The organism is Streptomyces longisporoflavus (assembly GCF_014649775.1).
Taxonomy (GTDB): Bacteria; Actinomycetota; Actinomycetes; order Streptomycetales; family Streptomycetaceae; genus Streptomyces; species Streptomyces longisporoflavus.
In genome coordinates, this window is sequence record NZ_BMTR01000010.1 from 227789 (window position 1) to 253605 (window position 25817).

Here is a 25817-nt window from a genome sequence, read left to right on the forward strand (position 1 = left end):
TGAGTGCCGCTGTGAGCCTCTTAGAGCCCCAGGCCGCATATGGGGAGTCGGATGATGCCGGTTCAGGACGGCACATGCGGACTCAGGTACCGGCAAACCCCCATCACTGTCGGCGCTACCGGTAGACTGGAAGCTAATCCCGCCCCACTTGTGGGACGCACCGAGCAACGCTGACTATCGCTGAACGACGCAGCCGCTCCGGCCACCGCCGGGTGCTTGGCTTGTGCTGTGCCAGAAAGGGCGCTTCGTGGCCGATTCCGGCAACCCCAACGAGAACATCCCGTCCACCGCCGCCGGCGAGAACGGCGAGGTCACAGCCTCGTACGACGCCAGCGCGATCACCGTCCTCGAGGGTCTGGACGCGGTCCGCAAGCGACCTGGTATGTACATCGGGTCGACCGGTGAGCGTGGCCTGCACCACCTCGTGCAAGAGGTTGTCGACAACTCAGTCGACGAAGCCCTCGCGGGGCACGCGGACACCATCGACGTGACGATCCTCGCCGACGGCGGCGTGCGCGTCGTCGACAACGGCCGTGGCATCCCCGTCGACATGCACCCGGTGGAGAAGAAGCCCGCGGTGGAGGTCGTCCTGACCGTCCTGCACGCGGGCGGCAAGTTCGGCGGCGGCGGGTACGCCGTCTCCGGTGGTCTGCACGGCGTCGGCGTCTCCGTCGTGAACGCCCTGTCCACCAAGCTCGCCGTGGACATCAAGCGCGACGGCTTCCGCTGGACCCAGGACTTCAAGCTGGGCGTGCCGACGGCCCCGCTCGCCAAGCACGAGGCGGTCGACGAGTCGGGCACCACGGTCACCTTCTGGGCCGACCCGGACGTCTTCGAGACGACCGAGTACTCCTTCGAGACGCTGGCACGGCGTTTCCAGGAGATGGCGTTCCTGAACAAGGGCCTGACCATCAAGCTCACCGACGAGCGCGAGTCGGCGAAGGCGACGGCAGGCGCGGACTCGGCCGAGGCGACCGACGACGCCGCCGACGAGGCCCGCACGGTGACGTACTACTACGAAGGCGGCATCGTCGACTTCGTGAAGTACCTCAACTCCCGCAAGGGTGAGGTGATCCACGAGACCGTCATCGACATCGAGGCCGAGGACAAGGAGCGCCTGCTCTCGGCCGAGATCGCCATGCAGTGGAACTCGCAGTACACCGAAGGTGTCTACTCCTTCGCGAACACGATCCACACGCATGAGGGCGGTACGCACGAAGAGGGCTTCAGGGCCGCGCTGACGGGCCTGGTCAACCGGTACGCGCGCGAGAAGAAGCTGCTGCGCGAGAAGGACGACAACCTCACGGGCGAGGACATCCGCGAGGGTCTGACCGCGATCATCTCGGTGAAGCTGGGCGAGCCCCAGTTCGAGGGTCAGACCAAGACCAAGCTGGGCAACACGGAGGCGAAGACCTTCGTCCAGAAGGTCGTGCACGAGCACCTCACGGACTGGTTCGACCGCAACCCGAACGAGGCCGCGGACATCATCCGCAAGGGCATCCAGGCCGCCACGGCCCGCGTCGCCGCCCGCAAGGCGCGCGACCTGACCCGCCGCAAGGGGCTCCTGGAGACCGCCTCGCTGCCGGGCAAGCTGAGCGACTGCCAGTCGAACGACCCGACGAAGTGCGAGATCTTCATCGTCGAGGGTGACTCCGCCGGTGGTTCGGCGAAGTCCGGCCGCGACCCGATGTACCAGGCGATCCTGCCCATCCGAGGCAAGATCCTGAACGTCGAGAAGGCGCGGATCGACAAGATCCTGCACAACCAGGAAGTCCAGGCCCTCATCTCGGCCTTCGGCACGGGCGTGCACGAGGACTTCGACATCGAGAAGCTCCGCTATCACAAGATCATCTTGATGGCGGACGCCGACGTCGACGGCCAGCACATCAACACCCTGCTCCTGACGTTCCTGTTCCGCTTCATGCGGCCGCTCGTCGAGTCCGGGCACGTCTACCTCTCGCGCCCGCCGCTCTACAAGATCAAGTGGAGCCGGGACGACTTCCAGTACGCGTACTCGGACCGCGAGCGCGACGCGCTGGTCGAGCTCGGCCGCCAGGCCGGCAAGCGCATCAGGGACGACTCGGTCCAGCGCTTCAAGGGCCTCGGCGAGATGAACGCCGAGGAGCTGCGCATCACGACGATGGACCAGGATCACCGCGTTCTCGGCCAGGTCACCCTGGACGACGCGGCGCAGGCCGACGACCTGTTCTCGGTGCTGATGGGCGAGGACGTCGAGGCGAGGCGCTCGTTCATCCAGCGCAACGCCAAGGACGTCCGCTTCCTCGACATCTGAGTCGGCCGTACGAGCCGCACCTCGAAAGGACTTTGACCAGCAATGGCCGACGAGAACACCCCTGTGATGCCCGAAGAGGAGCCCGCCGTCCCCGGCGTGGGCATGCGTGTCGAGCCCGTCGGGCTCGAGACGGAGATGCAGCGCTCCTACCTCGACTACGCGATGTCCGTCATCGTGTCGCGTGCGCTGCCCGACGTACGGGACGGCCTGAAGCCCGTCCACCGCCGCGTCCTGTACGCGATGTACGACGGCGGATACCGACCCGAGAAGGGCTTCTACAAGTGCGCCCGCGTCGTCGGCGACGTCATGGGCACCTACCACCCGCATGGCGACTCCTCCATCTACGACGCCCTGGTCCGCCTGGCCCAGCCGTGGTCGATGCGGATGCCGCTCGTCGACTCCAACGGCAACTTCGGCTCCCCGGGCAACGACCCGGCCGCCGCCATGCGGTACACCGAGTGCAAGATGGCGCCGCTGGCCATGGAGATGGTCCGTGACATCGACGAGGAGACCGTCGACTTCACGGACAACTACGACGGCCGCAACCAGGAGCCGACGGTCCTGCCGGCGCGCTTCCCGAACCTGCTGATCAACGGCTCGGCGGGCATCGCGGTCGGCATGGCGACGAACATCCCGCCGCACAACCTCCGCGAGGTCGCGGCGGGCGCGCAGTGGGCCCTGGAGCACCCCGACGCCTCGCACGACGAGCTGCTCGACGCGCTCATCGAGCGCATCAAGGGCCCCGACTTCCCCACCGGCGCACTGGTGGTGGGCCGCAAGGGCATCGAGGAGGCCTACCGCACGGGCCGCGGCTCCATCACGATGCGCGCGGTCGTCGCGGTCGAGGAGATCCAGAACCGCCAGTGCCTGGTGGTCACCGAGCTCCCCTACCAGACCAACCCCGACAACCTCGCGCAGAAGATCGCCGACCTGGTCAAGGACGGCAAGGTCGGCGGCATCGCCGACGTCCGCGACGAGACGTCATCGCGTACGGGCCAGCGCCTCGTCGTGGTCCTGAAGCGGGACGCGGTCGCCAAGGTCGTCCTGAACAACCTCTACAAGCACACCGACCTCCAGTCGAACTTCAGCGCCAACATGCTGGCCCTGGTCGACGGTGTGCCGCGCACCCTCTCTCTGGACGCCTTCATCCGGCACTGGGTCACCCACCAGATCGAGGTCATCGTCCGGCGCACGAAGTACAGGCTGCGCAAGGCCGAGGAGCGCGCCCACATCCTGCGCGGCCTCCTCAAGGCCCTGGACGCCATCGACGAGGTCATCGCGCTCATCCGGGCCAGCCAGACGGTCGACGTCGCGCGCGAGGGCCTGATGGGCCTGCTCTCGATCGACGAGATCCAGGCCAACGCCATCCTCGAGATGCAGCTGCGCCGGCTCGCCGCCCTGGAGCGCCAGAAGATCGTCGCCGAGCACGACGAGCTCCAGGCGAAGATCAACGAGTACAACGCGATCCTGGCCTCGCCCGAGCGGCAGCGCCAGATCATCAGCGAGGAGCTCGCGGCGATCGTCGACAAGTTCGGCGAGGACCGCCGCTCGGCGCTCGTGCCCTTCGACGGCGACATGTCCATGGAGGACCTGATCGCCGAAGAGGACATCGTCGTCACCATCACGCGCGGCGGCTACATCAAGCGCACCAAGACCGAGGACTACCGCTCGCAGAAGCGCGGCGGCAAGGGCGTGCGCGGCACGAAGCTGAAGCAGGACGACATCGTCGACCACTTCTTCGTGTCGACGACGCACCACTGGCTGCTGTTCTTCACGAACAAGGGCCGCGTCTACCGCGCGAAGGCGTACGAGCTGCCCGACGCCGGCCGCGAGGCCCGCGGCCAGCACGTCGCCAACCTGCTGGCCTTCCAGCCGGACGAGCAGATCGCCGAGATCCTCGCGATCCGTGACTACGAAGCGGTGCCCTACCTGGTTCTCGCCACCAAGGGCGGCCTCGTCAAGAAGACCCCGCTCAAGGACTACGACTCGCCCCGCTCCGGCGGTGTCATCGCCATCAACCTCCGCGAGACGGACGACGGCAAGGACGACGAGCTGATCGGCGCCGAACTCGTCTCCTCCGAGGACGATCTGCTGCTCATCAGCAAGAAGGCGCAGTCGATCAGGTTCACGGCGACGGACGACGCGCTGCGTCCCATGGGCCGTGCGACGTCGGGCGTCAAGGGAATGAGTTTCCGCGATGGCGACGAACTGCTCTCGATGAATGTCGTCAGGCCGGGTACTTTCGTCTTCACCGCAACCGACGGCGGGTACGCGAAGCGGACCAACGTCGACGAGTACCGCGTCCAGGGTCGCGGCGGTCTCGGCATCAAGGCCGCCAAGATCGTGGAGGACCGCGGCGAACTCGTGGGTGCTCTGGTGACGGAGGAGACCGACGAGATCCTCGCCATCACCCTGAGCGGCGGTGTGATTCGTACGCGAGTCAACGAGGTCAGGGAGACGGGCCGTGACACCATGGGCGTCCAACTGATCAACCTGGGCAAGCGCGATGCCGTGGTCGGTATCGCTCGTAACGCCGAGGCCGGACGCGAGGCTGAGGAAGTCGACGGAGACATCGTCGTCGAATCGGCAGACGGCGAGCCGGCCGCCGGTACGGACGAGGGCACGGAGTCCACGGCCGAGTAGCGCGAGGAGAGAGTCATCGTGAGTGGAGCCACGGGCGCCGGAGCAAGTGGAACCGGCCAAGCCGGTACAGACGGTGTCCGTGGCTCCGCCACTGATTCTCCCGACTCGCAAGAGTCCCGTGGATCCCAGGGGGGAACCGTGACCGACACCCGAGGGCCGCAGTCGGCTCAGTCACCGAAGTACGCCGCCGAGGCCGAGGCGCCCCAGGGCGGCGCCGGGGCGCTGCCGGGGGAGCGGCAGCCTCAGCAGTCGCAGCAGCAGGCGTCCCAGCCGTATCACCCGCCGCAGGCCTACCAGCAGGGGTCCCAGACGGGTTCCGTGCGCAGGCCGCGTACAGGGGCGCGCACGACGCCTCGTACGCGCAAGGCGCGGCTGCGGGTCTCCAAGGCCGACCCGTGGTCGGTGATGAAGGTCAGCTTCCTGCTCTCCATCGCGCTCGGCATCTGCACGATCGTCGCGGCCGCCGTGCTGTGGATGGTCATGGACGCCATGGGCGTCTTCTCGACGGTGGGCGGCACGATCTCCGAGGCCACGGGCTCGAACGAGTCCAACGGCTTCGACCTGCAGTCCTTCCTGTCGCTGCCGCGTGTCCTGATGTTCACGACGATCATCGCGGTCATCGACGTGGTCCTCGCCACGGCTCTCGCGACGCTCGGCGCCTTCATCTACAACCTCTCCGCGGGCTTCGTGGGCGGCGTCGAGCTGACGCTGGCCGAAGACGAGTAGTTCTTCTTCTCTCGACTCTCTTCCCGTAGCGCTTCAACCGAGCTCCACCGCCCCTCCGGCGCTCCGCGCCGGGGTCTTCGCGGCCAGGGCCCCGCCTGTTCCAGGCGGGGCCCTGTCGCGTGTACCGGCCTGTGCGGTGCCCACGGAGGTATCGATTTTGGGACTGGCCCGCACGTGCGCTAATCTTCAGAGGTCAGCGCGCGGGACACACCGCAGCGCGGCGGGGCTATAGCTCAGTTGGTTAGAGCGCATCCCTGATAAGGATGAGGCCACAGGTTCAAATCCTGTTAGCCCCACCAGTGCAAAGACCCCCAACCGATCATGGTTGGGGGTCTTTGACATCTACGGGTGACATCAGCCGATCAATGGATCTTCCAAAAGGTCGGCGAGCAGCGAGACGGCTTCCCGCTCTCCGTCGCCCACAACGTGTGTATAGACGTCCATGGTCATGCTGATCTGACTGTGCCGAAGGATCGCCTGAGCGACCTTGGGATGAACCTTCAAGAACGCCAGCAGGGTGCCGCAGGTGTGCCGAGCAAGCCGGACCGTGATCCGGCGGACTCCGGCCCGCTTCACCAGGGCGTTGAACGTCCGGGAGAACCCGACGGGGTCCGTAAGCCCGCCACGCTCGGACGAGAAGATCACGTCATGATCCGGCTCTTGCCCCCAGGCATCACCGACGATCTTCCGTTCCAGCTCTTGCAGCGCACGCCGCTCTTCCAGGGCGCGGGCGCAGAACTCCGGCAGCGGCAGCACCGCCTGTGAGGACTCGGTCTTGAGGTCTTTGAGGACCAGGCCGACGCCCTTCTCGCGCTGAACCTGCTTGGTCGGTGTGAAGTGGCCGGCCTCGAAGTCGATGTCCTGCCAGCGCAGGCCCAGGACCTCACTGCGGCGAAGCCCGAGAACGAGCACTAGGACGCAGGCCGCGTAGAAGCGGTGGGCCCGCGATGCTCGAAGGAAGGTGATCGCCTCGCGGGCATTCCACGCCTTGCCCTTGTCCTTGCTGACCTTGGGCATGTCGACCAGCAGCGCGACGTTGCGCGTCAGGAGCTCTTCTCGAACGGCGCGGTTCAGCGCGTTCCGGAGGGTCCGCAGCACCTCGAAGCGGGTTGCCGCGCCGACCTTTTCGCGCGTGAGAGTGCCCATGAATGCACGAAGCTGCGCCGGAGTGAGCTTGACCAAAGACTTCTTGCCCAGGTGGGGCAGGAGGTAGAGCCGCACTTTGGACTCGTACTTCACGTACGTGTTGTGCTCCTTCTCCGGCTTCACGATGTGCTCCAGCCAGTAGGCCAGCCACTCACCGAGCGACCACGAGCGAGACGGCACAGGGACGCCGTTGCGCTCCTGATCCTGGAGCTTGCCGAGCTTCTCGTTGGCCTCGTCCCACGTCCGGCCGTACACGTACTTACGGACCCGGTTGCCGTCCGTGTCAGTCACATAGGCAGCGCCCTGGTACCGACCATCGGACCGCTTGGTGATCGTGCCTCCGCCGTTGGGCCGACGCTTCGCCATCAGGCAGCCTCACCGATCTGACTACGGACGAAGTCGCCCACGGCATCGGCGGGGATACGTCGGCACCCGTCGACCTTGATGGACACCAGGCGGTGCGTGCGGATCAGGTCGTAGACCTTGGTCCGGCCTACCTTGAGTCGCGCCATGACGTCGGGCACGGTCAGCAGCTCGGGAACGGCGGTGGTCACGTGACGGCTCCTTCCATGTCGAGGAGCGTGGCTTTCTCCTCGCGGGCGATCTCTCGGTTCTGTGCGATGTCCCGGCGGATGCTGGCGGCGAGCCAAGATTCGCCGGGGGTGTGGCCGTGTCCGGCGTAGGTCCAGTGGGCGAGGGTGAGGGTGGTCTCCTCGGGGATCTCGTCGGGGTCGGGGAGGCCGAGGGCGGCGCGGTGTTGGGCGGCGCGGTAGTCGGCGCGGACCTGGCGCAGGGCCCCGAGGGTGGTGGAGTAGCGGCGGGACTTGGTGGAGAAGTGGCCGCGGAAGCCGAGCATGTGGGCCCAGTCGCGGAGCTTGCGGTCCGGGTAGGCGTGGTGGAGGTCGAGGCAGGCCTCGATGAGGCGCCGGGGATGGTCGGGCACATCGAGGAGGACCAGGGCCTCTTTGTTGCCGATGCGGCGGTCGACGGTGCCGGTGGTCTCGGCGGCTTTGGTGGCGTACTTGGCGACGTAGGAGGCGACGGCCTGTTCGGTGATCTCGGAACCGTCGCCGAAGGCCTTGATGGGCTGGACGTCGAGCCGGTCACCCCAGCACAGGACACGGGCGGGATGGTCGCCGGAGGCGTCCAGGTCGACGCGGGCGCGAGCAGCTGCCGCACGGATCGCATCGGTGAGCAGGGCGAGGGTGGCCCAGTGCGGGGGCGGGGTGTCGGGTCCTTCGGGGCCGTCGAAGCGGATGACGGCGTGGAAGTGGATGGCGCCGCGCTTTTGGTATTCGGCGACCTTGCCGAAGGAGAGCCGGGACTGTTCCTTGGCGGCTTTCTGGGTGAGTCCGGCGCGGGCGGCGATCTCTCGGCGCAGGTAGATCGTGAAGTAGCGCCACAGCTCGGAGGCGTGGTTGTTCCACAGGACCGAGCCCGCGTAGTCGTATGTGTCGGGGTCGAGCGGGGTGCCCAGCTCGTCGGCGTTCTCGGGGTGGTGGGCGCCGCAGCGGCAGGGCCGGGTGCCGGGCCGGTTGTGGACCGGGCCGAAGCTGGGGGCGGTGAGGGTGGCGAAGACGCGGGGGTGTTCGCGCAGGGTGTGCGGGGTGCCTTTGTCGGGGGCGCCGACCAGTCCGGCGCGGATCAGGTGGTAGGTGTCCCCGGCGTAAGTCCAGGCACAGGAGGGGCAGCGCGAGGCCCGGCGGTTGCCGCAGGCGAGGCGGAGTCGGCCGCCCGGTTCGGCATCGGTCGAGTAGGAGTAGAGGACTTGGCCGGTGGTGCGGTCGCGGGTGACGGTGGTGCCCTGGAGGTGGATCGGGTCGGAGCAGCCGCCGGTGCGCTTGATCTGGTCTTGGATGCGGTCGAAGCCCGGGGACCCGGCCACCCTCAGCACGTCGGCGAGGGTGGCCGGGTCCAGGCCCGCCATGGTGGCGGTGTCGGTCATGAGAACCAGCCGCGCTTCTTGGGGGTGCTGGCCGAGTCGCAGGACGGCCCGGAGGTCTTCCCGGTGGAGCGCTGCGAGGAGCGGTCGGCGTCATTGCGCCGGTGGGCACTGGCTACCTGCTTGGCGCGGTCATAGTCGCTGTCCAGTCCGTCGGACAGGGTGCGGTCCGTTCCGCGGCTCCAGCGTCGAGGCATCACGCCTTCACCTCCTGCTCGCTCGCGAGGGCGATGCGGGCGGTGCCGTTGCAGGTGCGGCAGTCGATGTGAAGCGTGGTGCGGGAGCCGTCGCGGTTGCGGGTGCCGGTGGTGACGGCGACGGTGGTGAAGCCGCCGCAATCGCGGCAGACGGGCATGTTCTGGACGGGCTGGGGCATGATGAGGCTTCCCTTTCGGGTCCGGTGGATCTGGAAGGTGGGAAGGCGTCCGGGGCGGCGGAAGTTTGGCGACCGAGGCCGCCCCGGAGGCTGCTTAGGAGCGGGGCTTGCGGTAGCGGCCCGCGTTCCAGACGCGCATGTCGTGGTCGGTGGCGGTGCCGTCCGTGATGCGTCCGTAGATCTCGCGGCTCAGTTCGGAGCCCTTTCGCTTGCCCTCTTCGATCTTTTCGATCAGATCCGGGGTGTCGGGACGGCGGCTGAAGATGCCCATGTCAGTGCTTCCTTTCGTGGGTGAGGAGCGAGCGGACGACGAGCGCGACGATCGCCAGGGACCCGGCGGTGATCGCGACGGCGAGGAGCATGGAGACCAGCACGGCGCCGACCACGAGGACCGCAGCTGTGCCGCCGCCGATCAGGAGGAGCAGCGAGCCGGGGGTGAGCTGCACGCCAGGTCGGGCGGACGTGGTCGCCGGGGCGGGGGCGGGGTGCTGGCAGGAGCAGGCGGCCGGGGCGTGCTGGTGGCCGTCCAGCGGGGCGGTGCCGAGCGGGATGATCTGGCCGGTCGGCTGCTCGTTGACCGGGATCTTGTGGGTGAACACGGTGCGTACTCCTTAGCTGATGAGGGAGTTGACGGCGGGGCTCAGGAAGCTGTCGGCGATGAGGAAGCCGCCGAGCAGGAGCAGGGCCACCAGCCACCACGGCGGGCGGACGAGCTTGATGCCGAGGACTCCGGCGACGAGCAGGGCAAACCAGAGCGGGACGTCCATGACCAGGTCTCCTAGGCGGGGCAGCGGTGAGTGCGGGCGGCGAGTTCGGCGGCCGAGCGGTTGTCGTACTCGGTGGAGAAGTCGCAGCGGGGCGCGGTGCAGGCGGTGGCGTGGCGCTCGCGGCCCCGGCCGTCGAAGAAGCTGGCGACCTGGACCGGTCCGAACTGGCGGATGTCGCGGAAGCGCCGGTAGGCGGTCATGACGGGTCTTCCTTTCTGCTCAGGCGAGTTGAAGGTGCGTAGCGATCTCGTCGACGACGGGCGCGGGGAGCCCGAGTTGGGCGCGCAGACTGGCGACCGGGAGCGGTGTGCCGGTGGCCACGCGGTGGTTGTCGGCGATCTTTCGGGCGTGGTCCAGAAGTGCCGGCGGAACGGCCACCGCGTCGGGCTTCGGCTCCGGCTCCGGCTCCGGGAGGGGGGCCGGTTCGGCGGTCGGGAGCCCAGCGGGTTCCGGCAGCTCCGGCCTCTCGTCGAGGTCCGGCCGGGTGGTAGTGCGGTGCGGGTCGACGGCGGCCGGTTCCTCGGTCGGCTGCGGTGCCGGAGTTGGGGCGGTGTCGGCGGGGGTGTGGACCAAGAGCGTGCCGCCCAGGAAGGCGAGCGCGGGCCAGCCAGCGACCGTGATCCGCAACCAGGCCGGAACGGCGTCCAGGTCGAGGAGTCCGGCGGTGGCGATGTTGGCGCCGAGCGAGGCGAACAGGGCGATCACGAACCAGGTCCACGCGGCACGGTCGCCACGGGAGGCGCGCAGTCGGCGCCAGGCCGCGACGAGGAGCAGGTCGACGCTGATCGGGTAGGCCCAGGCCTGCCAGCCGGTCTGTCCGGCGGCTTCGGCCAGGTCGTGCAGGTGGGAGAAGGACAGGGCTCCGGCGATCACGGCTTGGATGAGGACGGCGTCTAGGCGGATCGAGCGCGACACGGGGTGATCACTCGCCCTTGTCGTCGTCGGCCGGGTCGCGGGTGAAGTCGGTGGCGTGGGCGATCAGCCACTCTTCGATCTCTCGGTGTTCGTCGTAGTCGGCGGTCTGGAACGCCGCTTCCGCGATCTCGACCGCCTCCACGAACCGGTTCTCGCGGGTCAGCTCGGCCGAGCGCTCCAGGGCCCGGCGGGTGGAGTCACGCATGAGGATCACTCCGTTTTCGGCATGGGTGGGGTAGGGGCCTGGCGTGAGGCGGTCACGCCGACCGGTGATGCGGAGGTGTCAGGGAATGACCGGGGCCTCGGTCGGCATGGGCGGCATCGCCGGAGCCGGGACGGGCGCGATGGCCGGGCGGAAGGGCTCCAGGGCCGGAAGGTCCGGGATCAGGTCGACGGTCTCGCGGCAGACCGCCACGGTGTCGGCGACCGAAGTCAGCGGGGTACGGATGCGTCCCCAGCCGCCGGAGGCATCGGCGGCGACGGCCTGGCCGGGCCGGTCGGCGGGGATCGTGCAGGCGGCCGGGACCGAATCGGGGGCGACGTCGTTCAGGCCCATTTCTGCGGTTTGCTTGTCGTTGACCCGGTGGACCACGCGCCCGGTGAGCTGGGCCCGGAGCATCGTGGCGCCCTTGCCCAGCTCGGAGCCGAACCGCTGGCCGCAGATCTCCAGGTAGATGCCGACCGCGCGGGAGAGCTGGGCCAGCCGGATCAGCCCGGTGACGATCCTCTCCCGGCGTTCCTCATCCTTCTTCGAGGAGATCAAGAACAGTTCCGCGATCTCGTCGACCAGGACCACCACGGGCGCCGGGCGCAGGTCCTCGGGCAGCTCCCACAGGTCCGAGACCGCGTGCTTGGCCAGCAGGTCGAAGCGGTCCTCCATCTCCGCCACCAGCACGTCAATCAGCGAGGCGGCATCGTCGGGGTTCGTGGCCAGTGCCGAGAGCCGCGGGGCGTAGCGGGACTGCTCGACACCGCGCTTGCAGTCGATACCGACCAGGGCGAGAGGCAGGCGGGCCAGGCCCTTGACCAGGTTGCGCTGGTACATGGACTTGCCCGACTGATTCGCCCCCAGGGTCAGCGCATGCGGGATCTCCCGGTAGTTCCGCTCGTACGCCGTACCGTCATCGCGCAGCGCGACCGGCACCACCAGGTCGTGCGGTACAGCCTTCTTCGGCATCCGCACCCGCCGCAGCACGTCATAGCCCGTCATCCGCAGCTCGACATAGCCGGGCTTCTTCGGGATCACGTGGACCGCGTGGACGCCCCAGGCGTGCCTAAGCCGCTCGGAAGCTGAGGCCAGGTCGGCAGGCTCCAGACCGGCGGGCAGCCGCAGCGTCACCCGAAGCCCGGACGATGTGCCCCACACCCGGCGGATCTTGGGCGGAACCGGGCGCACCTCGCTGCGAGCGATCCGGCGCGACATGAACGCCCGCAAGCCGGACGGCTGCACCGTCAGCCCGCACACATCCATCGTGTTCCGGTACGAGAAAGCGAACCGGCCCCAGGCCACCGGCAGACCCACCGTCGCCCAGAACACCCGAGGCGCCCTGTACTTGGCGTACGTGACGCCACCGGCACCGGTTAAGACGCCCGACGCCTCGAACCACACGGCCAGATCAGCCATGACTCAGGCCTCCATGACCGCAGCTGCGCGGAACGAGATCCCGTGCCGCTTCTGCCCGTTGAACTCGTTCTCCCAGTCACGCGCCTTGAGCCCGACCACCTTCACCGGCATGCCCGGCGTCAGGCCCTTCTCGGGGAGACCCGTCTCCAGGACGGTCACCTGGTAGAGGTTCCCCTCCCCCTCGTCCGAGATCAGCAGGCCCACGGTGGACAGCGGTGCGTTCGTCTCCCGGTCCATGGCCCGCTCACCGGTCCTCTTGTTGGCCAGCTTCGGTTCCGGCGCGGTCGCCACGAAGACGACGGCGGTCTGAAGGTCGATCTTGAAGGAAGGCATAGCTGTCCCCTTGCATTCGGACTCAGGCCCTTTGGACCTCTTGCGCAACTTGTTGGTACAAGCTGACACCTAGAGAGTGGGCCACCGAGCGTGAGTCGTCAAGCACTTCGCGCGAACATGTACCAACAAGTTGACCGAGTGCGTCATGATGGGGGTATGAGCAAGCAGCCGAAGTACGAGCAGGTTGCCGACGCGCTACGTCGGGAGATCGACAACGGCACCTACGGACCTGGTTCGCGGCTGCCCTCCGAAGCCGAGCTGGCCACAAGGTTCGATGCCTCGCGTAACACCGTGCGAGCGGGACTGAAGCTGCTGGTCAGCCAGGGTCTCGTCACGTCCAGCCAGGGTCTGGGCTACGAGGTGAGCAAGCACGAGGTGTTCGAACTCAACGCTTCTCGCTTCGAGAATCTAACGTTCCCGCAGAACGGGGATGCTTTCTCCACCGACGTGACCAACGCCGGCCGACACCCTCACCAGACCTTCCGTGTCGAGCTCACCACTACACCTGAGTACGTGGCGACGCGCTTGAAGGTCGAGACAGGGTCTCGCTCGGTGCTGCGGTTCTGCCACCGGTTCGTGGACAACGTTCCTTGGTCCACTCAGGCCACGCACTATCCGGACTGGCTCCTTGCCGAAGCCCCGCGCCTGGCAGAGCCGGGCGACATCGCCGAGGGCACGACGCGCTACCTCGCGAGCGTGGATATCGAGCAGATCGGCTACCGCGACGAGATCTCGACGCGCATGCCGACACCCGAGGAGGCTCGACTTCTGGAGGTCGGCGCCGGAGTACCCGTGATGCTCTGGACCAGGACGGGCTACTCACACGACCGCCCCATTCGGTGCACGATCACGACGTTGCGCGGGGACCTGAACCGCATGAACTACGAGATCGGCGACCTGTCCGGCAGGGACGGGGACGAATCCGAGTGAAGATCACCAGCGCCACGCCCAAAGATCTGGACCACCTGCTCGCCTTTCGGCAGGAGGCCGCAGCCTGGATCAGCCGTCTCGGCATTGACCAGTGGAGCCGTCCCTATCCCGCTGATCGGCTGTTGAAGACCATCGAGCAGGGCACCGTGTTCATGCTCAGGGACGGCACAAAGACTGCCGGAACCCTCACCCTCACCCCTGAAGCTGAAGAGGGGTTGTGGACGGAGGAGGAGTTGGCGGAGCCGTCGTTGTTCGTCAACAAGCTGACGGTGTCACGCGACTACGCAGGCGAGAACTGGGGCGGTCGGTTGCTGGATTGGGCGAGCGCCCGCGGGTACCGAGCAGGCGCCAAGTGGATTCGCCTCGACGCCTGGACGACCAACGAGCCGCTCCAGCGCTACTACTTGGATCACGGCTTCCAGCATGTGCGCACTGTCCTACAAGGCAACGCCGTCAACGGCGGACCACGTGTCTCAGGCTGGCTAGCCCAACGTGCCACCTCAGAAGCCGACCACGGCCTCGCCGACGAGACGCCCAGTCCTCAGCCCATGAATGCCTGAGCTGTTACAAGTTTCTCTACCTCATCAAGCACCCGGCTGCGCTCCGCTCCGCCGGGCGGGCTTCCCGGCTCCGCTCGGGGCTGCCGCTCCTGCCTCCGGCCCGCTCCGCCCCGGCTGCGCCGACGCCCGCCCACACATGGATAGGGGCCGGGGCCATGAGCCGAACATCGTAACCACGGCGGCCCCGGTCAAGGACATGCCTCCGGCGGGGGCGCTCTGGCTCCGGGATGGCGGGGGCGCCGCTTGCGAGTGCCGGCCGAATGGGGCGGGCGTAGGGAGCTCCCATCCCGTCTGCCATCGACCCAGGCAGAGCCGAGCAGACGCGGCCCAGGGCGTCAAGGTCGTTCGTACAGTGGGGCGCTCCACCTTGACGCCCTGAACCACGCCCGCTCCACGGTGTGTGGGTCGACGGCAGACGGGATGGGAGCTGGGGTGAGTAGTGAGTTGATGTTGGACAGCAAGCGAACCGCCGGGTAACCCAGATGTGGTGCACGTCACTACAGAGAGTTATCCACAGTCTGTGCCACAGGTCGCCCACAGGCATGTGCACGAACGGCAAGCCCTCACGCAGCGTAAACGCCGACTTGCCCACAGGATGGTCGACCTTGTCCACATCGGCGCCCACAGCGCGAGGTCAACTCGCAGAAACCCAGGTCAAGTTGGCTACACGCTTGGGGCGCGAATCTGTCAGTGCAGTGCCCTAACGTGGCGAGGCAACAGGAAGGGCGCGCCCACCCCTTGGCGAAGGAATACAGGCGCGCCCCAACTTCGACCCTGGAGGACTCATGCCCTTCCCGGCTCTTGGTGGCTTCCCGCTACCGGGCAACCACCCGCTTGGTACCTTCGCACGCTCCACTGACAGTCGCAACGATTCCTTGATCATCTTGGGGGTTGTGCTCGCTTGCGTGATCAACGGCGACACGGTCTCTAGCATCCTGGAGCAGAGCACCCGGCTCGCTGTGGTTGTCTGCGTGCTGATCATCGTGCGTGCGTTGGCCCCGACGCTTGAGCGTCGAGCGCAAAGGACGCTCGTGGAGTAGCCGACTCGCGACGGCACCCATGCCCAAGCACGCCCGTGCCATAGCGCTACGGCGGAGGCCCCTGTCTGGTTTGCCCGGTCAGGGGCCTTCAAGCCGCGCGGCGGGTGATGTGACCCAAAGGTGACTCGCGGTACGACGGTCCAAGGATTGGCTACTCGGGTTCGCCCCGCGTCGGGCGCTTCGGGCAGTGTGGGCCGCACTCATACACCTCGATAGACAAGTCGTGCGCATCGGCGTTTCCTTCAGCGCGGCCGGCCGACCTGGCTCCTTCCCCAAGAAGCTCGCCGCACCAGCAGCAGTACCAGCCGAGGTACTGCCATGCGTTGAGTTCCCGTGCGGGTGGCGGCTTCGGCCGCCAGGCCTCAGTCATGGCTGGTCGGCGTAGGGGACCAGCTCGTACTCTTCGCGGCAGGGGACGCAGGCGAACTGCACGCCGCCCGGTCCGGAGCCCTGCTCCTGCACGTTGATGACGCGGGTATCGGCGCTATAGCCGCGGTGCCAAGAGCAGTAGCCGTAGATGACCGGCGCCATCGTGGCCGTGTTCGGGCTGTCCGGGGCGTTCTGGTCCTGCGTACCCTCGTCCACGTCGACTCCATCCCAGTCGTCCACGCCCCTGGGTCGTTCGCGCGATCGCAGGGTGCTGTGCGTTCACGCAGCGTAGTACTAGCTAGCTAGGGTAGCTAGGCCAGTCAGGCAATCTCGTCTCGCTGATCAGGCCTGTACTGCCTAGTTTCGGATCATGGATTGGAAGCCGGACATCCCGCGATGGAAGCAGGTGTACGCGCTCTTCGAGCAGCGGATTGCCGATGGGGAGTACCCGCCGGGGAGCCAGCTGCCGGGCGTGCTCGCGATCCAGGACGAGTTCGGCATCGCGCAGATGACGGCCCGGCGCGTCCTCACCGAGCTACGGGAAGCTGGACTCGCGCAGATGCAGCCGGGCATCGGGACCTTTGTCACCGAGCTTCCCAAGCCGTAGCTGTCACCGCCCGAAGATGCTCCGTCGACCACGTGCGGCATCTGGCAGCATGAGCGGTGTCGATCGTTCAAGTACAGGGGGAGCTGTGCAAGAGGCGTTGATCGGGCTCTTCGGTGTCGTCTTGGGCCTAGGCGGAAGCACTTGGACCACGTTGTGGACGAACCGGCAGAACCGCCAAGGCCTTGAAGCGGAGCGGCTTCAGGCTCGGCAGGAAGAGGCGACCCGAGAGATTCGGCAAGCCTTGATCTCCATTCACCACATGAAGGCCGACCTGACGACCGACCCCGGCCCCTACTACGAGACCCCGGAGTCTGTTGCAGAGCTTCGCCGCCACATCCACACGATCGACACCTATGCCTTCGTGCTTGCCTCGGCAGAGCTGCGTGCCCGACTAAGGGGTGCGACGCAGATCATGTGGTACTGGGAACATCTCAACGAAGGCCCCGGACACCCCGTTTGGCACGCGGTGGACGATGCCGGTGAGTGCATAGGCGCACATCTTCGAGGGGAAAAGCTCCCGGAGGAACCGACTGCTGTGAAGCGTTGCCGCGAAGAGGCGGAGAGGCTCGAAGCCTTCGAACCGCCGGATGACGTTTGGCTGAGTTGTCAAGAGCACCCGCCTTTCTGACATCAGCGGATGACACCAACAAGCGCGAACACTGCCGACCAAGGCCGTACCTCAGCGGAAGGCCGCCCCTTGGCACCTTAGGGTTTGGCGTGGTTGAAGATGGCCGTGATCGACCTGATAAGGATGAGGCCACAGGTTCAAATCCTGTTAGCCCCACAGATACGAAGAAGACCCCCGGCCCGTATCGGCCGGGGGTCTTCTTCGTATGTCTGCGGGGCGCTCCGCGGTGCTCCGGGGAGCTGCGGCCGGGTCGGCCGGGGTCGTGACTACGGCTCTGCGGCGAGTCTGCTCGGATGGGCCTCGGCCTCGATCGCCGTCTCCGTGTCGTCCGAGGGGAGGTGGCGGCAGCTGGGCGATGATCCGTGTGCCTCGGCGCGGATGCGCTGCTTCATCGTGGGCGGCAGGGACCGTTCGTACGCTGCTGCCCAGTAGGCCGCCAGCGGAGCCGTCATGGTCGGCGCGCTCTTGCATGTTTCCGTGGCCTGCTGCACCGGCGTGGCCGCCGCTGCCGTCGTGGTGAATCCCAGCGTGGCGAAGAACGCGAGGAAGGCGGTGATGAGCGTGGTCCACAGCTTCATGGCCTTGGAGCCGGTCATGGCTTCTCACTTTCGGGTTGGGCGATTTGCGTACTTTCCTCATGATGTGTATGTGGGGCCGAGAGTGGGGGACCGACGCTCGTGGCGCGGCGATGTTCAGATGAACACCACCCGAATGGCCTTAAAAGGCCCCTGAGGCGCCCGGGAGAGGCTCGGGTGAGGTCAGGAGCGTCGAACGTCTCAGCGGGCCGTGAGGCGGCGAAGGGGCGCCGATGCCCGATTCGACTGCTGTGTTCGGGGCGGGAGTTGGGGTGGATCCAGGTCACCGATCGATATCGATCGGTGTGTATAGTCGGGCGCCAGAGGTCCCTTACGTCAAGAAAGACGAGGTCGCGCGGTGAAGAAGCTTCTCCTGGTCGCACTGGCCGCCATCGGCGGGCTCCTCGTGTACCGCCAGATCCAGGCGGATCGCGCCGAGCAGGATCTGTGGACGGAGGCGACTGACTCCGTGCCCACGGGTTCGTGAGTACTGACAACAGTCTCTTTACAGGGCCCCGGTCGCTTCTGCGGCCGGGGCCCTGTGCTGTCCGGATCTCTTCCTTCCCGCCGGGCTCCACACCCGTTGGATTTGCGTGCGCAAGTCATCGCCTTGCGTGAGCAAAGGTTGTCGAGTGTCCGCGGGGGCATAGTGGGCGGGACGGCTGTGGCATCGGGGAGGGGTGGCACGTGATGGGGCGGCTGTGCAGGGGCCGGGCGACTCCGGCCGCGGGGGTGGCGCTGTGCGTGGTGATGGCGCTGCCGGGGGCCGCCGCGGCGGACACCACGAGCCCGTACGCCTTCGCCGACCGGGCTGTGCTGGTCGAGGGCGCGAAGAACAGCATGGGCAGCACGAAACTCTCGCCCGGCTCGACGTACAAGAGCTCCCTCGCCCGCGGCGGGAAGGTCTACTACCAGCTCCAACTCGACGCCAGGGAGACCGTGTACGTCTCGGCGACCGCCGTTCCCGGCCCGGATTCCAGGGTCGTCTACGGAGACGGCGTCGAGGTTTCCTTACAGGACGCGAACGGCAACAACTGCAACTCATCGGACGCCCGGTTCGGTACGTCGCAGAGCCCGCGGCCCATCACCGCCTGGGCGGTACGGGAAGCGGGCCCCGCCGGGAACAGGTGCAAGGCGGCCGGTACGTACTACGTAGTGGTCGAGCGGAACACCCGGCCCGGATCCAGTACGGAGACGTGGGACACGGAACTCCGGGTCGTCTCGGAGCCCGGGGTGGCCAAGGGCGCCTCCACGACGCCGCCGGACACGTGGAACTCCGCCTCGCCCACGCCTCCCGCAGGCGCGCGCAAGGAGCGCAGGGGCGGCACGGGCTTCAACGACGCCCGCGCGCTGCGGACGGGCGTCTGGGGAGACCGGATCGAGCCCGGCCAGACGCTCTTCTACCGGGTGCCGGTCGACTGGGGGCAGCAGATCTCCGCGAGCGCCGAACTGGGCAGTGCGAGCGGGGGCGGGGACGAGTACATCCCCGCGGCGCTCGTCCTGTCACTGTCCAATCCGGTACGCGCACGCGTCGACGAAGCCGATACGGCCTACGACGGCAGGCAGAAAACGACCGCTCTCGACCCTAGGGCGCCCGTCGCGTACGAGAATCGCTACTCCCCGATCGACGGCGTGACCGGGACGCGGGTCGCCGGGTGGTACTACCTCGCGGTCCATCTCACTCCGAAGGTCGCGGAACAGTTCGGCGAGGGGGCGCTGGACCTGACGCTGCGGGTGAGCGTCGACGGCACCGCGAAGGAGGGGCCCGCGTACGTGGGGGCGGCGCGGCCCGCGGACCAGTTCAGCGTCACGGGGCAGGACGAGGATGCCGCCGAGCGGGGGGAGACGGAAGCGGGGGGCGGCGATGACGGAAGCGGGGGCGGCAGTGGTGATGGCGGCAGTGGCGCCATGAAGGTGATCGCCGCCGGTGGGTTCGGCGCCGGGACCCTGCTGCTGATGATCCTGGGCGTGTGGACGCTGGTGGGGCGGAGGCGGGCGGCTTGATGCGGGGCGCCTGGTGCGGGGGCGGACTGATGCGGGGCGCTGATCAGGTCTGCGCCAGGGCCCAGAAGCCCACCGCGAAGCAGGCGAGCGCGGCCAGCAGCATCGGGATCGCCACCTTCGCGGGCGGTCCCGCTCGTCGTTTCTGCCTCCGCCGTCGCGAAGCCGGCCGGTCCTGGAGCGGCTCCTGCGGGGTCTCGGCGGCGTACGGATAAGGAGCGGCGGGCACGTGATGCCCCGATGGTGTCACGGAGGGTGACGGCTCGTAGGTCCGTAACTGGCTGAGGGCGTGCGCCGGGACCTGGACCGGGACCTGAGCAGGGGCCGGTGCCGGCACCGGGATCTGAGCCGGAACCGGGGGCGGTGTCGCCGGCGGCTGTGGCAGCGGCAGCGCTTGCGGTTGCGGCTGTTGCTGCGGCTGTGGCTGCTGCGGCGGCGGAGTCGGTGGCCGTGAAGGCGGGAAGCTGCCCGTCTGCGGCGCAGAGAAGGGCGGGGGCGGTACGGCGGGGGGAGCGAAGTCCGGCGGCGGTGGGGCCTTTAGAGGGCCTTCGGGGCCGAAACCCCGTGGCAGCGGACCCAGTTGGTCGTAGATTTCGACGATCACGTCGTCGGGTCCGGGCTCGGGCAGCAACTCGGCGGCCGCGAGCAACGCCTTGCGCGCGCCCGTGGCGGTGCTGAACCGCGCGTTCGGATCCGGCTGGAGGAGCGTGGCGATGACCTGCCACAGCGGCTCGGGCACACCCTGCGGCGCTCCAGGCGTGCCGTGCGCGGCGAAGTGCTCGATCAGGGCCTGGGTGTCCGGCTTGGCGCCCTCAAGGAGATACAGGGCCACCAGGCCGACGGCGAAGAGATCGGCGGGGAAGTCCGGGTCGGCGCCCAGCATCTGCTCCGGAGCGAAGTAGCCGGGCGTACCCACCACACGGTCTGTCTCGGTCAGTCGCGGCTCGCCGAGCCGCATCGAGATACCGAAGTCGGAGAGCCGCAGATGCGGGCGCGCGGTGCCCGTCGCTTCCAGCAGAATGTTGGCCGGTTTGATGTCACGGTGCACGACCCCCTCGGCGTGCACCGCGGCGAGACCGGAGAGCAACTGGTCCAGGAGCGTGCAGACCAGGCGGGGCGGCAGCGGACCGTAATCCCCGATCACATGGGCCAGCGAGCCGCCGGCGACCAGGGCCATGGTGAACAGGACCTTGTCGTCGTCGGCGGCCCAACTGGCGGGCGCGAGCACATGAGGGTGGTCGATCCGCAGCGCCTGCTCCCGCACGAAGCGCAGCAGCGCGTGCGCGTCGCTCTGTTGCAGGACCTTGGCGGCCACATACCGGCGCCGCCGGTGGTCCCAGGCGCGCCAGACCGCTCCGACTCCCCCACGGCCGATCGGGTCGACCAGTTCGTAGCGGCCTGCGAAGACCTCACCCATGGTCGCGCATTGCTTCCTCTCCGGGCCGCCCGGTGGCCCGGCCGGCGGCTCAGTTCTGGTGCGCCTCGTAGTGGGCGACCGCGTCCGCGGTGCGTCCGGCGCCGTACACCCGGAGGAACTCTGCCAGTTCCGGGTGGGTCGGTGCGAGGGAGTCCGCGGCATCGATGATGTCGCCCGCCGCCGCGACGGAGCGCAACAGTGACTGGATCTCGCGCACCACACGCTTCACCGTGGGCGCACCCGAACTCAAGGGCGTCTGCGAGGTGTTGGTCAGGACGGAGCCGCCCTGGGACTTCTTGATCTCATCCATGCGGTCGGTGGCCTCGGCGGCGCTCACGCTGCCGTCGGCGACCTGGCCCGCCAGCTCCTGGAGGAGCTGGACGCGCTGGACGACCGCAGGGTTGCCGATCTTGGCTCGCTGCCCGCTCATCAGCTGGGACAGCATGGGCGCGGACAGACCGAGTACGCCGGCGAGGCGTGCCTGGTTGAGGCCCAGATCATCGATGAGACGGCGGAAGAGCGCCCCCAGCGGCTCCCCGTACCAGTTCCGCTGGAGCTCTCGTGCTCTCGCGGTCGTCTCTTGTTGTGCGGCGTCCATTGCGTCTCCCCATCGCTTCCCCAAAAAACCGTGGTTCGCTGCCGCGAACCACGCCGAGCATCTTACGGAGCGTGGTCGTTCACCGGGACCCCCAATCCTTTTGCGAGATGTGGGGGGTGACCCGGTACTCTGGTCTGCGTTGCCCACCGGAGCGATGTTCTTCCGGTCGGGTACGCCCGTTTTCGGGGCCTTAGCTCAGTTGGTAGAGCGCTGCCTTTGCAAGGCAGATGTCAGGAGTTCGAATCTCCTAGGCTCCACAGAAACGCCGTAGGGCGGGACCACCTCTCAGGTGGTCCCGCCCTACGGTGTTTTTGCTGCTGTTCGCGCTTCTGTGCAGGTCAGCGCAGACGCCGACCGACGCGGGTCAGCGCAGGTCGTCGCGCTCCGACGCCTCGGTCTCGGCCTGCTTGGCCTGGACCTCGGGGTCGAGGGAGGCCTGACCTGTGCCGTCGACCGAAGCCAGCGGCGCGCTGTCGGGCACCTCCGTCGCGGCCGGCGGCTCGACGAGCCAGTCCGGGTTCGCCTGCTTGTCCCACCACTTCCAGGCGGCGATCGCACCCCCGGTCACGATGCCAAGGACGATGAGGCCCTTGGCCACGCGTCCGGCGCGGGCCCGGCGGTTGTGCTTGCGGGCCAGCCGCCGGATCTCCTTGGGCGAGACCTCGCCGCGCAGGGCGGACAGCGCCGCGGATCCGCGGGCAGCCGCCTCGTCACGGACGGGCTGGGCCGCGGCCACGGCGCTCTCGATCCGCGGCTTCGAATAGTCGGCGGCCTGCCGGGCGGCCTCGCGGGCCTGTGCGGCGGCCTTGCGGGTGCGGACGGCGGCTTCGTGCGCGGCGTGGTCGACCTTCGGCGGCACATGCGCACGGGCCTGCTCGATGCGCGGCCCCACGTGAGCGCCGTACTGGGCACGGGCCTGCTCGGCGGCCTGCGACACCTTGGGCGCGAGCCGTGCGCGGGATTCGTGCGCGTAAAGGACGGCCTGCTCCTTGGCCGTGCCGGCGTAGGGGGCCACCGCCTCCGCGGCATGCCGCACGCTGTCCCTCGCCGAACCGGTCGCGGCGCGCACGCTGTCGATGCGGGTCACGGGATCCTCCTCCTCGGTGGCTTATAGGTATGTCACCTTTCCACCCTTTACAGGATCATGCCTTCCAGGTGACTCCGAGGCATGAGCGGGCGGGCATCCGGGTGCCATGAAATTGATCAAATCGGTACAAGGAGAGTTCTTCGCCGACAATGCCACGGATCGTCGCGCCGCGCTCCCACTCGGTGACTACTCGTCCCAATCCGGTCCGTGGGAGTATCAGGACGTCACAGAAGACAACGGAAGGCAGACCGTGGCCGAGCAGCTCTACGCCACCCTCAAGACCAACCGCGGCGACATCGAGGTGCTTCTGCACCCCAACCACACGCCGAAGACGGTCAAGAACTTCGTCGAGCTCGCTCAGGGCGAGCGCGAGTGGGTCAACCCGGAGACCGGGCAGAAGACCACGAGCCGGCTCTACGACGGCACGATCTTCCACCGCGTCATCAGCGGCTTCATGATCCAGGGCGGCGACCCGCTGGGCAACGGCACGGGCGGTCCGGGCTACGAGTTCGAGGACGAGTTCCACCCCGACCTCGCCTTCGACAAGCCCTACCTGCTCGCCATGGCCAACGCGGGCCCGGGCACCAACGGCTCCCAGTTCTTCGTGACGGTCTCCCCGACGGCCTGGCTCACCCGCAAGCACACCATCTTCGGTGAGGTCACCGACCCGGCGAGCCAGAAGGTCGTCGACGAGATCGCTGCCACGCCGACCAACCCGCGCACGGACCGCCCCGTGAACGACGTGATCATCGAGTCGGTCGTCATCGAAACCCGCGCCGCCTGACACCGGCGCACCCCGCGAGGGAACCAAACCGCCCCGCCCATCCGTAAGGAAGGGCGGGGCGGTGCGTTCGCGCGCGTGGGCGTAGCTGTGCCTTCGTACGGACATTGAGGGGACCCCATGGACCAGGCACCCGGCAGCCCGCAGGGGCCACAGGACGCATCGAACCTGCCCGGCTGCTACCGGCATCCGGACCGCGAGACGGGCATCAGCTGCACCCGCTGCGAACGCCCCATCTGCCCGGAGTGCATGATCAGCGCCTCGGTCGGCTTCCACTGCCCCGAGTGCGTGCGCGAGGGCTCGGGCACCGGCCACGCGCCCGCGGCCAACCAGCCGCGCACCATCGCGGGCGGCTCGATCACCGCTGACCCGCGACTGATCACCAAGATCCTGGTCGCGATAAACGTCCTCGTGTTCATCGCGATCCAGGTGAACGACCGGCTCGTCGGCGACCTCGCCCTGATCGGTGAGTGGCCGCCCTACCCGTACGCTCCGACCGAGGGCGTCGCCGAAGGCCAGTGGTACCGCCTGGTCACGTCCATGTTCGCGCACCAGGAGATCTGGCACATCGCGTTCAACATGCTGGGTCTGTGGTGGCTCGGCGGCCCGCTGGAAGCCGCGCTCGGCCGCGCCCGCTACCTCGCGCTGTACGTGCTCTCCGGCCTGGCCGGCAGTGCGCTCACCTATGTCCTCGTCGACGCGAGCGACGCCTCGCTCGGGGCCTCCGGAGCGATCTTCGGTCTCCTCGGCGCCACCGCCGTCCTGATGCGGCGCCTGAACTACGACATGCGTCCGGTCATCGCGCTGCTCGCGCTGAACCTGCTCTTCACCTTCACCTGGACCGGCATCGCCTGGCAGGCGCACGTCGGCGGGCTGATCGCCGGTGTCGCGATCGCGTACGGGATGGTGCACGCGCCCCGCGAGCGGCGGGCGCTGGTGCAGTGGGGGACCTGTGCCGTGGTGCTGGTCGTGGTCCTGGCGGCTGTGGTCATCAGGACCGGCCAGCTCGGCTGAAGGTCGCTCCGACCGGCCGGAGTGCCTCCCTGACCACTGTTGTCCACAGCGTGTGCCGAATCTTGTGCATGCTGTGTGGAACAGCTGTGCCCCTTGTCACTGACCTGGGTTTACCCAGGAAGGACAAGGGGCCAGTAGCCGCTCGGATGTCGATCTGCCAGTCACACCGGCGTCAACGTCACGAGAGTTATCCACAGATCGTCTTTCTTTTCCCCAGTTCGGTCCCCAGTGTGGATAGCGCTGTGGATAACTCAGGGCAAGGCTTGCTCCCGCCGCCGTGGGCAGTGCGCTCACAGCGTGTGGAACGGCACTACTTCCACTGGGTGGAGACGCCGAACCCCGCGGCGATGAAGCCGAAGCCGACCACGATGTTCCAGTTGCCCAGCGGGTCGATCGGCAGTTTGCCGTCGGTGACGTAGAAGACGACGATCCAGGCGAGCCCGATGAGGAACATCGCCAGCATCACCGGGGCCACCCAGCTCCGGCTGGTCAGCTTGATGTTCGTCGCCTTCTTCGGGGGCGGCGTGTAATCGTCGGCCTTCTTGCGGATCCGTGACTTCGGCACGAGGGTCTCTCCTGTCGATACGGGGAGCTGAGCCCTCCCCCGGGCGTCCGTTAGCGTAGTGCTTCCGCGGCGCTGAAGGAGATAAGGGTACGTTGAGCAATTCTGCCGACTCCCCCACAGGTCCGGGTCGACGCCCTCGATGGCGGCCGGTCCGGCTGCTCACCGCCGCCGTTTTCGCGCTCGCGGGCCTCATCTTCTTCACCAGCTTCAACACCGCCAAGGGCACGAACATCCGCACCGACGCGTCTTTGCTGAAGCTCTCCGACCTGATCGAGGAGCGTAGCCACAAGAACGGCAAGCTCGACGAGTCCAACGGTTCCCTGCGCGACGAGGTCGAGTCCCTGGCCGAACGCGACAACGGCGGCACCAAGGCCGACGACGCGCGGCTCAAGGCCCTGGAGAAGAACGCGGGCACCAAGAAGCTCAGCGGCGAGGCTGTCTCCGTCACCCTCGCCGACGCCCCGCCGAACGCCACCGCCAAGCTCCCCGGCTACCCCGAGCCCCAGCCCAACGACCTGGTCATCCACCAGCAGGACCTCCAGGCCGTGGTCAACGCGCTCTGGGAGGGCGGCGCCGAAGGCATCAAGGTCATGGATCAGCGGCTCATCTCCACCAGCGCCGTCCGCTGCGTGGGAAACACCCTGATCCTCCAGGGCCGCGTCTACTCGCCCCCGTACAAGGTGACGGCCATCGGCGACCCGGAGAAGCTCAAGACGGCGCTCGCCGCGTCCCCGCAGATCCAGAACTACATGCTGTACGTCAACGCGTACGGCCTCGGCTGGAAAGTCGATGACGACGGGGCGATGACTCTTCCCGGCTACTCGGGCACAGTGGATCTCCACTACGCCAAGCCCGTGGAGTAGACCGCCCGTGGAGTAAG

At 67.8% G+C, this 25817-nt stretch carries 31 protein-coding genes and 2 tRNA genes; 14 read left to right on the top strand and 19 right to left on the bottom strand.

Features of this window, described 5'->3' with window-relative positions; genetic code table 11:
• Positions 1 to 223: 223 nt before the first annotated feature.
• The 4 genes from gyrB to IE226_RS21870 all read left to right on the top strand — a co-directional run bounded on the left by gyrB (position 224) and on the right by IE226_RS21870 (position 5961).
• Positions 224 to 2293 carry a DNA topoisomerase (ATP-hydrolyzing) subunit B gene (gene gyrB / locus IE226_RS21855; protein ID WP_308429508.1) on the top strand — a complete coding sequence of 690 codons (2070 nt, stop codon included), beginning with the start codon at positions 224 to 226 and terminating at the stop codon, positions 2291 to 2293.
• A 42-nt stretch (positions 2294 to 2335) separates the two neighbouring features.
• Positions 2336 to 4936, top strand: coding sequence for a DNA gyrase subunit A (gyrA, locus tag IE226_RS21860; protein WP_190082997.1), 2601 nt, complete (start codon positions 2336 to 2338; stop codon positions 4934 to 4936).
• An 18-nt stretch (positions 4937 to 4954) separates the two neighbouring features.
• Positions 4955 to 5662, top strand: coding sequence for a DUF3566 domain-containing protein (locus tag IE226_RS21865; RefSeq protein WP_190082998.1), 708 nt, complete (start codon positions 4955 to 4957; stop codon positions 5660 to 5662).
• A 222-nt stretch (positions 5663 to 5884) separates the two neighbouring features.
• Positions 5885 to 5961: transfer RNA gene (locus tag IE226_RS21870), tRNA-Ile, on the top strand.
• 55 nt (positions 5962 to 6016) lie between these two features.
• On the opposite strand, the gene IE226_RS21875 is transcribed toward IE226_RS21870, so the two are convergent.
• The 13 genes from IE226_RS21875 to IE226_RS21935 form a co-directional block, all read right to left on the bottom strand.
• Positions 6017 to 7174 carry a tyrosine-type recombinase/integrase gene (locus IE226_RS21875; protein ID WP_190082999.1) on the bottom strand — a complete coding sequence of 386 codons (1158 nt, stop codon included), beginning with the start codon at positions 7172 to 7174 and terminating at the stop codon, positions 6017 to 6019.
• A complete protein-coding gene (locus IE226_RS21880) occupies positions 7174 to 7362 on the bottom strand; it encodes a helix-turn-helix domain-containing protein (RefSeq protein ID WP_190083000.1) in 189 nt (62 codons plus the stop codon). Before IE226_RS21880 ends, IE226_RS21875 begins: the two co-directional genes overlap by 1 nt.
• Positions 7359 to 8753, bottom strand: coding sequence for a replication initiator protein RepSA (gene repSA, locus IE226_RS21885; protein WP_190083001.1), 1395 nt, complete (start codon positions 8751 to 8753; stop codon positions 7359 to 7361). Before repSA ends, IE226_RS21880 begins: the two co-directional genes overlap by 4 nt.
• On the bottom strand, positions 8750 to 8950 hold the full coding sequence (locus IE226_RS21890; RefSeq protein ID WP_190083002.1) for a hypothetical protein: 201 nt from the start codon (positions 8948 to 8950) through the stop codon (positions 8750 to 8752). Before IE226_RS21890 ends, repSA begins: the two co-directional genes overlap by 4 nt.
• Positions 8947 to 9126, bottom strand: coding sequence for a hypothetical protein (locus IE226_RS21895; protein ID WP_190083003.1), 180 nt, complete (start codon positions 9124 to 9126; stop codon positions 8947 to 8949). The genes IE226_RS21890 and IE226_RS21895 overlap by 4 nt, the downstream gene beginning before the upstream one ends.
• 94 nt (positions 9127 to 9220) lie before the next feature.
• Complete coding sequence (locus IE226_RS21900; protein WP_190083004.1) at positions 9221 to 9397, bottom strand: hypothetical protein; 177 nt, start codon at positions 9395 to 9397, stop codon at positions 9221 to 9223.
• Position 9398: 1 nt separating this feature from the next.
• Positions 9399 to 9725, bottom strand: coding sequence for a SpdD-like protein (locus IE226_RS21905; protein ID WP_190083005.1), 327 nt, complete (start codon positions 9723 to 9725; stop codon positions 9399 to 9401).
• A gap of 12 nt (positions 9726 to 9737) precedes the next feature.
• Entirely contained in the window at positions 9738 to 9893 is a 156-nt protein-coding gene (locus tag IE226_RS21910) for a hypothetical protein (protein ID WP_190083006.1), read from the bottom strand.
• 11 nt (positions 9894 to 9904) lie between these two features.
• Positions 9905 to 10093 carry a mobile element transfer protein gene (locus IE226_RS21915; protein ID WP_190083007.1) on the bottom strand — a complete coding sequence of 63 codons (189 nt, stop codon included), beginning with the start codon at positions 10091 to 10093 and terminating at the stop codon, positions 9905 to 9907.
• A gap of 19 nt (positions 10094 to 10112) precedes the next feature.
• Positions 10113 to 10808 (bottom strand): DUF2637 domain-containing protein, encoded by a 696-nt coding sequence (locus IE226_RS21920; RefSeq protein ID WP_190083008.1) that lies wholly within the window; start codon positions 10806 to 10808, stop codon positions 10113 to 10115.
• A gap of 7 nt (positions 10809 to 10815) precedes the next feature.
• Positions 10816 to 11013, bottom strand: coding sequence for a hypothetical protein (locus tag IE226_RS21925; RefSeq protein WP_190083009.1), 198 nt, complete (start codon positions 11011 to 11013; stop codon positions 10816 to 10818).
• Positions 11014 to 11091: 78 nt separating this feature from the next.
• Entirely contained in the window at positions 11092 to 12432 is a 1341-nt protein-coding gene (locus IE226_RS21930) for an FtsK/SpoIIIE domain-containing protein (protein WP_190083010.1), read from the bottom strand.
• 3 nt (positions 12433 to 12435) lie between these two features.
• A complete protein-coding gene (locus tag IE226_RS21935) occupies positions 12436 to 12765 on the bottom strand; it encodes an SCO3933 family regulatory protein (RefSeq protein WP_190083011.1) in 330 nt (109 codons plus the stop codon).
• Between the two features lie 156 nt (positions 12766 to 12921).
• Here IE226_RS21935 and IE226_RS21940 point away from each other — a divergent pair, with 156 nt between their 5' ends.
• Complete coding sequence (locus IE226_RS21940; protein WP_190083012.1) at positions 12922 to 13695, top strand: GntR family transcriptional regulator; 774 nt, start codon at positions 12922 to 12924, stop codon at positions 13693 to 13695.
• Positions 13692 to 14255 carry a GNAT family N-acetyltransferase gene (locus IE226_RS21945; protein WP_190083013.1) on the top strand — a complete coding sequence of 188 codons (564 nt, stop codon included), beginning with the start codon at positions 13692 to 13694 and terminating at the stop codon, positions 14253 to 14255. The genes IE226_RS21940 and IE226_RS21945 overlap by 4 nt, the downstream gene beginning before the upstream one ends.
• A 1406-nt stretch (positions 14256 to 15661) precedes the next feature.
• Here the strand turns inward: IE226_RS21945 and IE226_RS21950 are convergent.
• Entirely contained in the window at positions 15662 to 15880 is a 219-nt protein-coding gene (locus IE226_RS21950; protein ID WP_190083120.1) for a hypothetical protein, read from the bottom strand.
• Positions 15881 to 16034: 154 nt separating this feature from the next.
• Here IE226_RS21950 and IE226_RS21955 point away from each other — a divergent pair, with 154 nt between their 5' ends.
• Positions 16035 to 16271, top strand: a complete 237-nt coding sequence (locus tag IE226_RS21955) for a GntR family transcriptional regulator (RefSeq protein WP_190083014.1) — start codon at positions 16035 to 16037, stop codon at positions 16269 to 16271.
• A 49-nt stretch (positions 16272 to 16320) separates the two neighbouring features.
• Positions 16321 to 16899, top strand: coding sequence for a hypothetical protein (locus tag IE226_RS21960; RefSeq protein WP_190083015.1), 579 nt, complete (start codon positions 16321 to 16323; stop codon positions 16897 to 16899).
• 266 nt (positions 16900 to 17165) lie between these two features.
• Here the strand turns inward: IE226_RS21960 and IE226_RS21965 are convergent, their stop codons facing one another.
• Complete coding sequence (locus tag IE226_RS21965) at positions 17166 to 17495, bottom strand: DUF6344 domain-containing protein (protein ID WP_190083016.1); 330 nt, start codon at positions 17493 to 17495, stop codon at positions 17166 to 17168.
• Between the two features lie 337 nt (positions 17496 to 17832).
• Between IE226_RS21965 and IE226_RS44180 the strand changes: the two genes are divergently transcribed.
• Together IE226_RS44180 and IE226_RS21975 are read left to right on the top strand one after the other, a co-directional pair.
• A complete protein-coding gene (locus tag IE226_RS44180; RefSeq protein ID WP_003999697.1) occupies positions 17833 to 17961 on the top strand; it encodes a DLW-39 family protein in 129 nt (42 codons plus the stop codon).
• A 203-nt stretch (positions 17962 to 18164) separates the two neighbouring features.
• Positions 18165 to 19478, top strand: coding sequence for a hypothetical protein (locus IE226_RS21975; RefSeq protein WP_229871457.1), 1314 nt, complete (start codon positions 18165 to 18167; stop codon positions 19476 to 19478).
• A 43-nt stretch (positions 19479 to 19521) separates the two neighbouring features.
• On the opposite strand, the gene IE226_RS21980 is transcribed toward IE226_RS21975, so the two are convergent.
• Together IE226_RS21980 and IE226_RS21985 are read right to left on the bottom strand one after the other, a co-directional pair.
• Positions 19522 to 20892 (bottom strand): serine/threonine-protein kinase, encoded by a 1371-nt coding sequence (locus tag IE226_RS21980; protein ID WP_190083017.1) that lies wholly within the window; start codon positions 20890 to 20892, stop codon positions 19522 to 19524.
• 49 nt (positions 20893 to 20941) lie between these two features.
• A complete protein-coding gene (locus tag IE226_RS21985; RefSeq protein ID WP_190083018.1) occupies positions 20942 to 21490 on the bottom strand; it encodes a helix-turn-helix domain-containing protein in 549 nt (182 codons plus the stop codon).
• A gap of 184 nt (positions 21491 to 21674) precedes the next feature.
• Between IE226_RS21985 and IE226_RS21990 the strand changes: the two genes are divergently transcribed.
• Positions 21675 to 21747: transfer RNA gene (locus IE226_RS21990), tRNA-Ala, on the top strand.
• Positions 21748 to 21854: 107 nt separating this feature from the next.
• On the opposite strand, the gene IE226_RS21995 is transcribed toward IE226_RS21990, so the two are convergent.
• Complete coding sequence (locus IE226_RS21995) at positions 21855 to 22577, bottom strand: DUF5324 family protein (RefSeq protein ID WP_190083019.1); 723 nt, start codon at positions 22575 to 22577, stop codon at positions 21855 to 21857.
• A 250-nt stretch (positions 22578 to 22827) separates the two neighbouring features.
• Between IE226_RS21995 and IE226_RS22000 the strand changes: the two genes are divergently transcribed.
• The gene (locus IE226_RS22000; protein WP_190083020.1) at positions 22828 to 23361 is read left to right on the top strand and encodes a peptidylprolyl isomerase; all 534 of its coding nucleotides are present in this window, start codon (positions 22828 to 22830) and stop codon (positions 23359 to 23361) included.
• 117 nt (positions 23362 to 23478) lie between these two features.
• Positions 23479 to 24372, top strand: a complete 894-nt coding sequence (locus tag IE226_RS22005) for a rhomboid family intramembrane serine protease (protein ID WP_190083021.1) — start codon at positions 23479 to 23481, stop codon at positions 24370 to 24372.
• Positions 24373 to 24682: 310 nt separating this feature from the next.
• On the opposite strand, the gene crgA is transcribed toward IE226_RS22005, so the two are convergent.
• Positions 24683 to 24937, bottom strand: coding sequence for a cell division protein CrgA (gene crgA, locus IE226_RS22010; protein ID WP_190083022.1), 255 nt, complete (start codon positions 24935 to 24937; stop codon positions 24683 to 24685).
• Between the two features lie 92 nt (positions 24938 to 25029).
• Between crgA and IE226_RS22015 the strand changes: the two genes are divergently transcribed.
• On the top strand, positions 25030 to 25800 hold the full coding sequence (locus tag IE226_RS22015) for a DUF881 domain-containing protein (RefSeq protein ID WP_190083023.1): 771 nt from the start codon (positions 25030 to 25032) through the stop codon (positions 25798 to 25800).
• The last annotated feature ends 17 nt before the right edge of the window (positions 25801 to 25817 follow it).

What these genes read in the sequence shown, in the direction of transcription:
- gyrA (WP_190082997.1), top strand. Translation starts at nt 2,336, where the DNA reads ATGGCCGACGAGAACACCCCTGTGATGCCCGAAGAGGAGCCCGCCGTC.
- IE226_RS21875 (WP_190082999.1), bottom strand. Translation starts at nt 7,174, where the DNA reads ATGGCGAAGCGTCGGCCCAACGGCGGAGGCACGATCACCAAGCGGTCC.
- repSA (WP_190083001.1), bottom strand. Translation starts at nt 8,753, where the DNA reads ATGACCGACACCGCCACCATGGCGGGCCTGGACCCGGCCACCCTCGCC.
- IE226_RS21895 (WP_190083003.1), bottom strand. Translation starts at nt 9,126, where the DNA reads ATGCCCCAGCCCGTCCAGAACATGCCCGTCTGCCGCGATTGCGGCGGC.
- IE226_RS21900 (WP_190083004.1), bottom strand. Translation starts at nt 9,397, where the DNA reads ATGGGCATCTTCAGCCGCCGTCCCGACACCCCGGATCTGATCGAAAAG.
- IE226_RS21910 (WP_190083006.1), bottom strand. Translation starts at nt 9,893, where the DNA reads ATGGACGTCCCGCTCTGGTTTGCCCTGCTCGTCGCCGGAGTCCTCGGC.
- IE226_RS21915 (WP_190083007.1), bottom strand. Translation starts at nt 10,093, where the DNA reads ATGACCGCCTACCGGCGCTTCCGCGACATCCGCCAGTTCGGACCGGTC.
- IE226_RS21925 (WP_190083009.1), bottom strand. Translation starts at nt 11,013, where the DNA reads ATGCGTGACTCCACCCGCCGGGCCCTGGAGCGCTCGGCCGAGCTGACC.
- IE226_RS21930 (WP_190083010.1), bottom strand. Translation starts at nt 12,432, where the DNA reads ATGGCTGATCTGGCCGTGTGGTTCGAGGCGTCGGGCGTCTTAACCGGT.
- IE226_RS21935 (WP_190083011.1), bottom strand. Translation starts at nt 12,765, where the DNA reads ATGCCTTCCTTCAAGATCGACCTTCAGACCGCCGTCGTCTTCGTGGCG.
- IE226_RS21940 (WP_190083012.1), top strand. Translation starts at nt 12,922, where the DNA reads ATGAGCAAGCAGCCGAAGTACGAGCAGGTTGCCGACGCGCTACGTCGG.
- IE226_RS21955 (WP_190083014.1), top strand. Translation starts at nt 16,035, where the DNA reads ATGGATTGGAAGCCGGACATCCCGCGATGGAAGCAGGTGTACGCGCTC.
- IE226_RS21960 (WP_190083015.1), top strand. Translation starts at nt 16,321, where the DNA reads ATGAGCGGTGTCGATCGTTCAAGTACAGGGGGAGCTGTGCAAGAGGCG.
- IE226_RS21965 (WP_190083016.1), bottom strand. Translation starts at nt 17,495, where the DNA reads ATGACCGGCTCCAAGGCCATGAAGCTGTGGACCACGCTCATCACCGCC.
- IE226_RS21975 (WP_229871457.1), top strand. Translation starts at nt 18,165, where the DNA reads ATGGGGCGGCTGTGCAGGGGCCGGGCGACTCCGGCCGCGGGGGTGGCG.
- IE226_RS21980 (WP_190083017.1), bottom strand. Translation starts at nt 20,892, where the DNA reads ATGGGTGAGGTCTTCGCAGGCCGCTACGAACTGGTCGACCCGATCGGC.
- IE226_RS21985 (WP_190083018.1), bottom strand. Translation starts at nt 21,490, where the DNA reads ATGGACGCCGCACAACAAGAGACGACCGCGAGAGCACGAGAGCTCCAG.
- IE226_RS22005 (WP_190083021.1), top strand. Translation starts at nt 23,479, where the DNA reads ATGGACCAGGCACCCGGCAGCCCGCAGGGGCCACAGGACGCATCGAAC.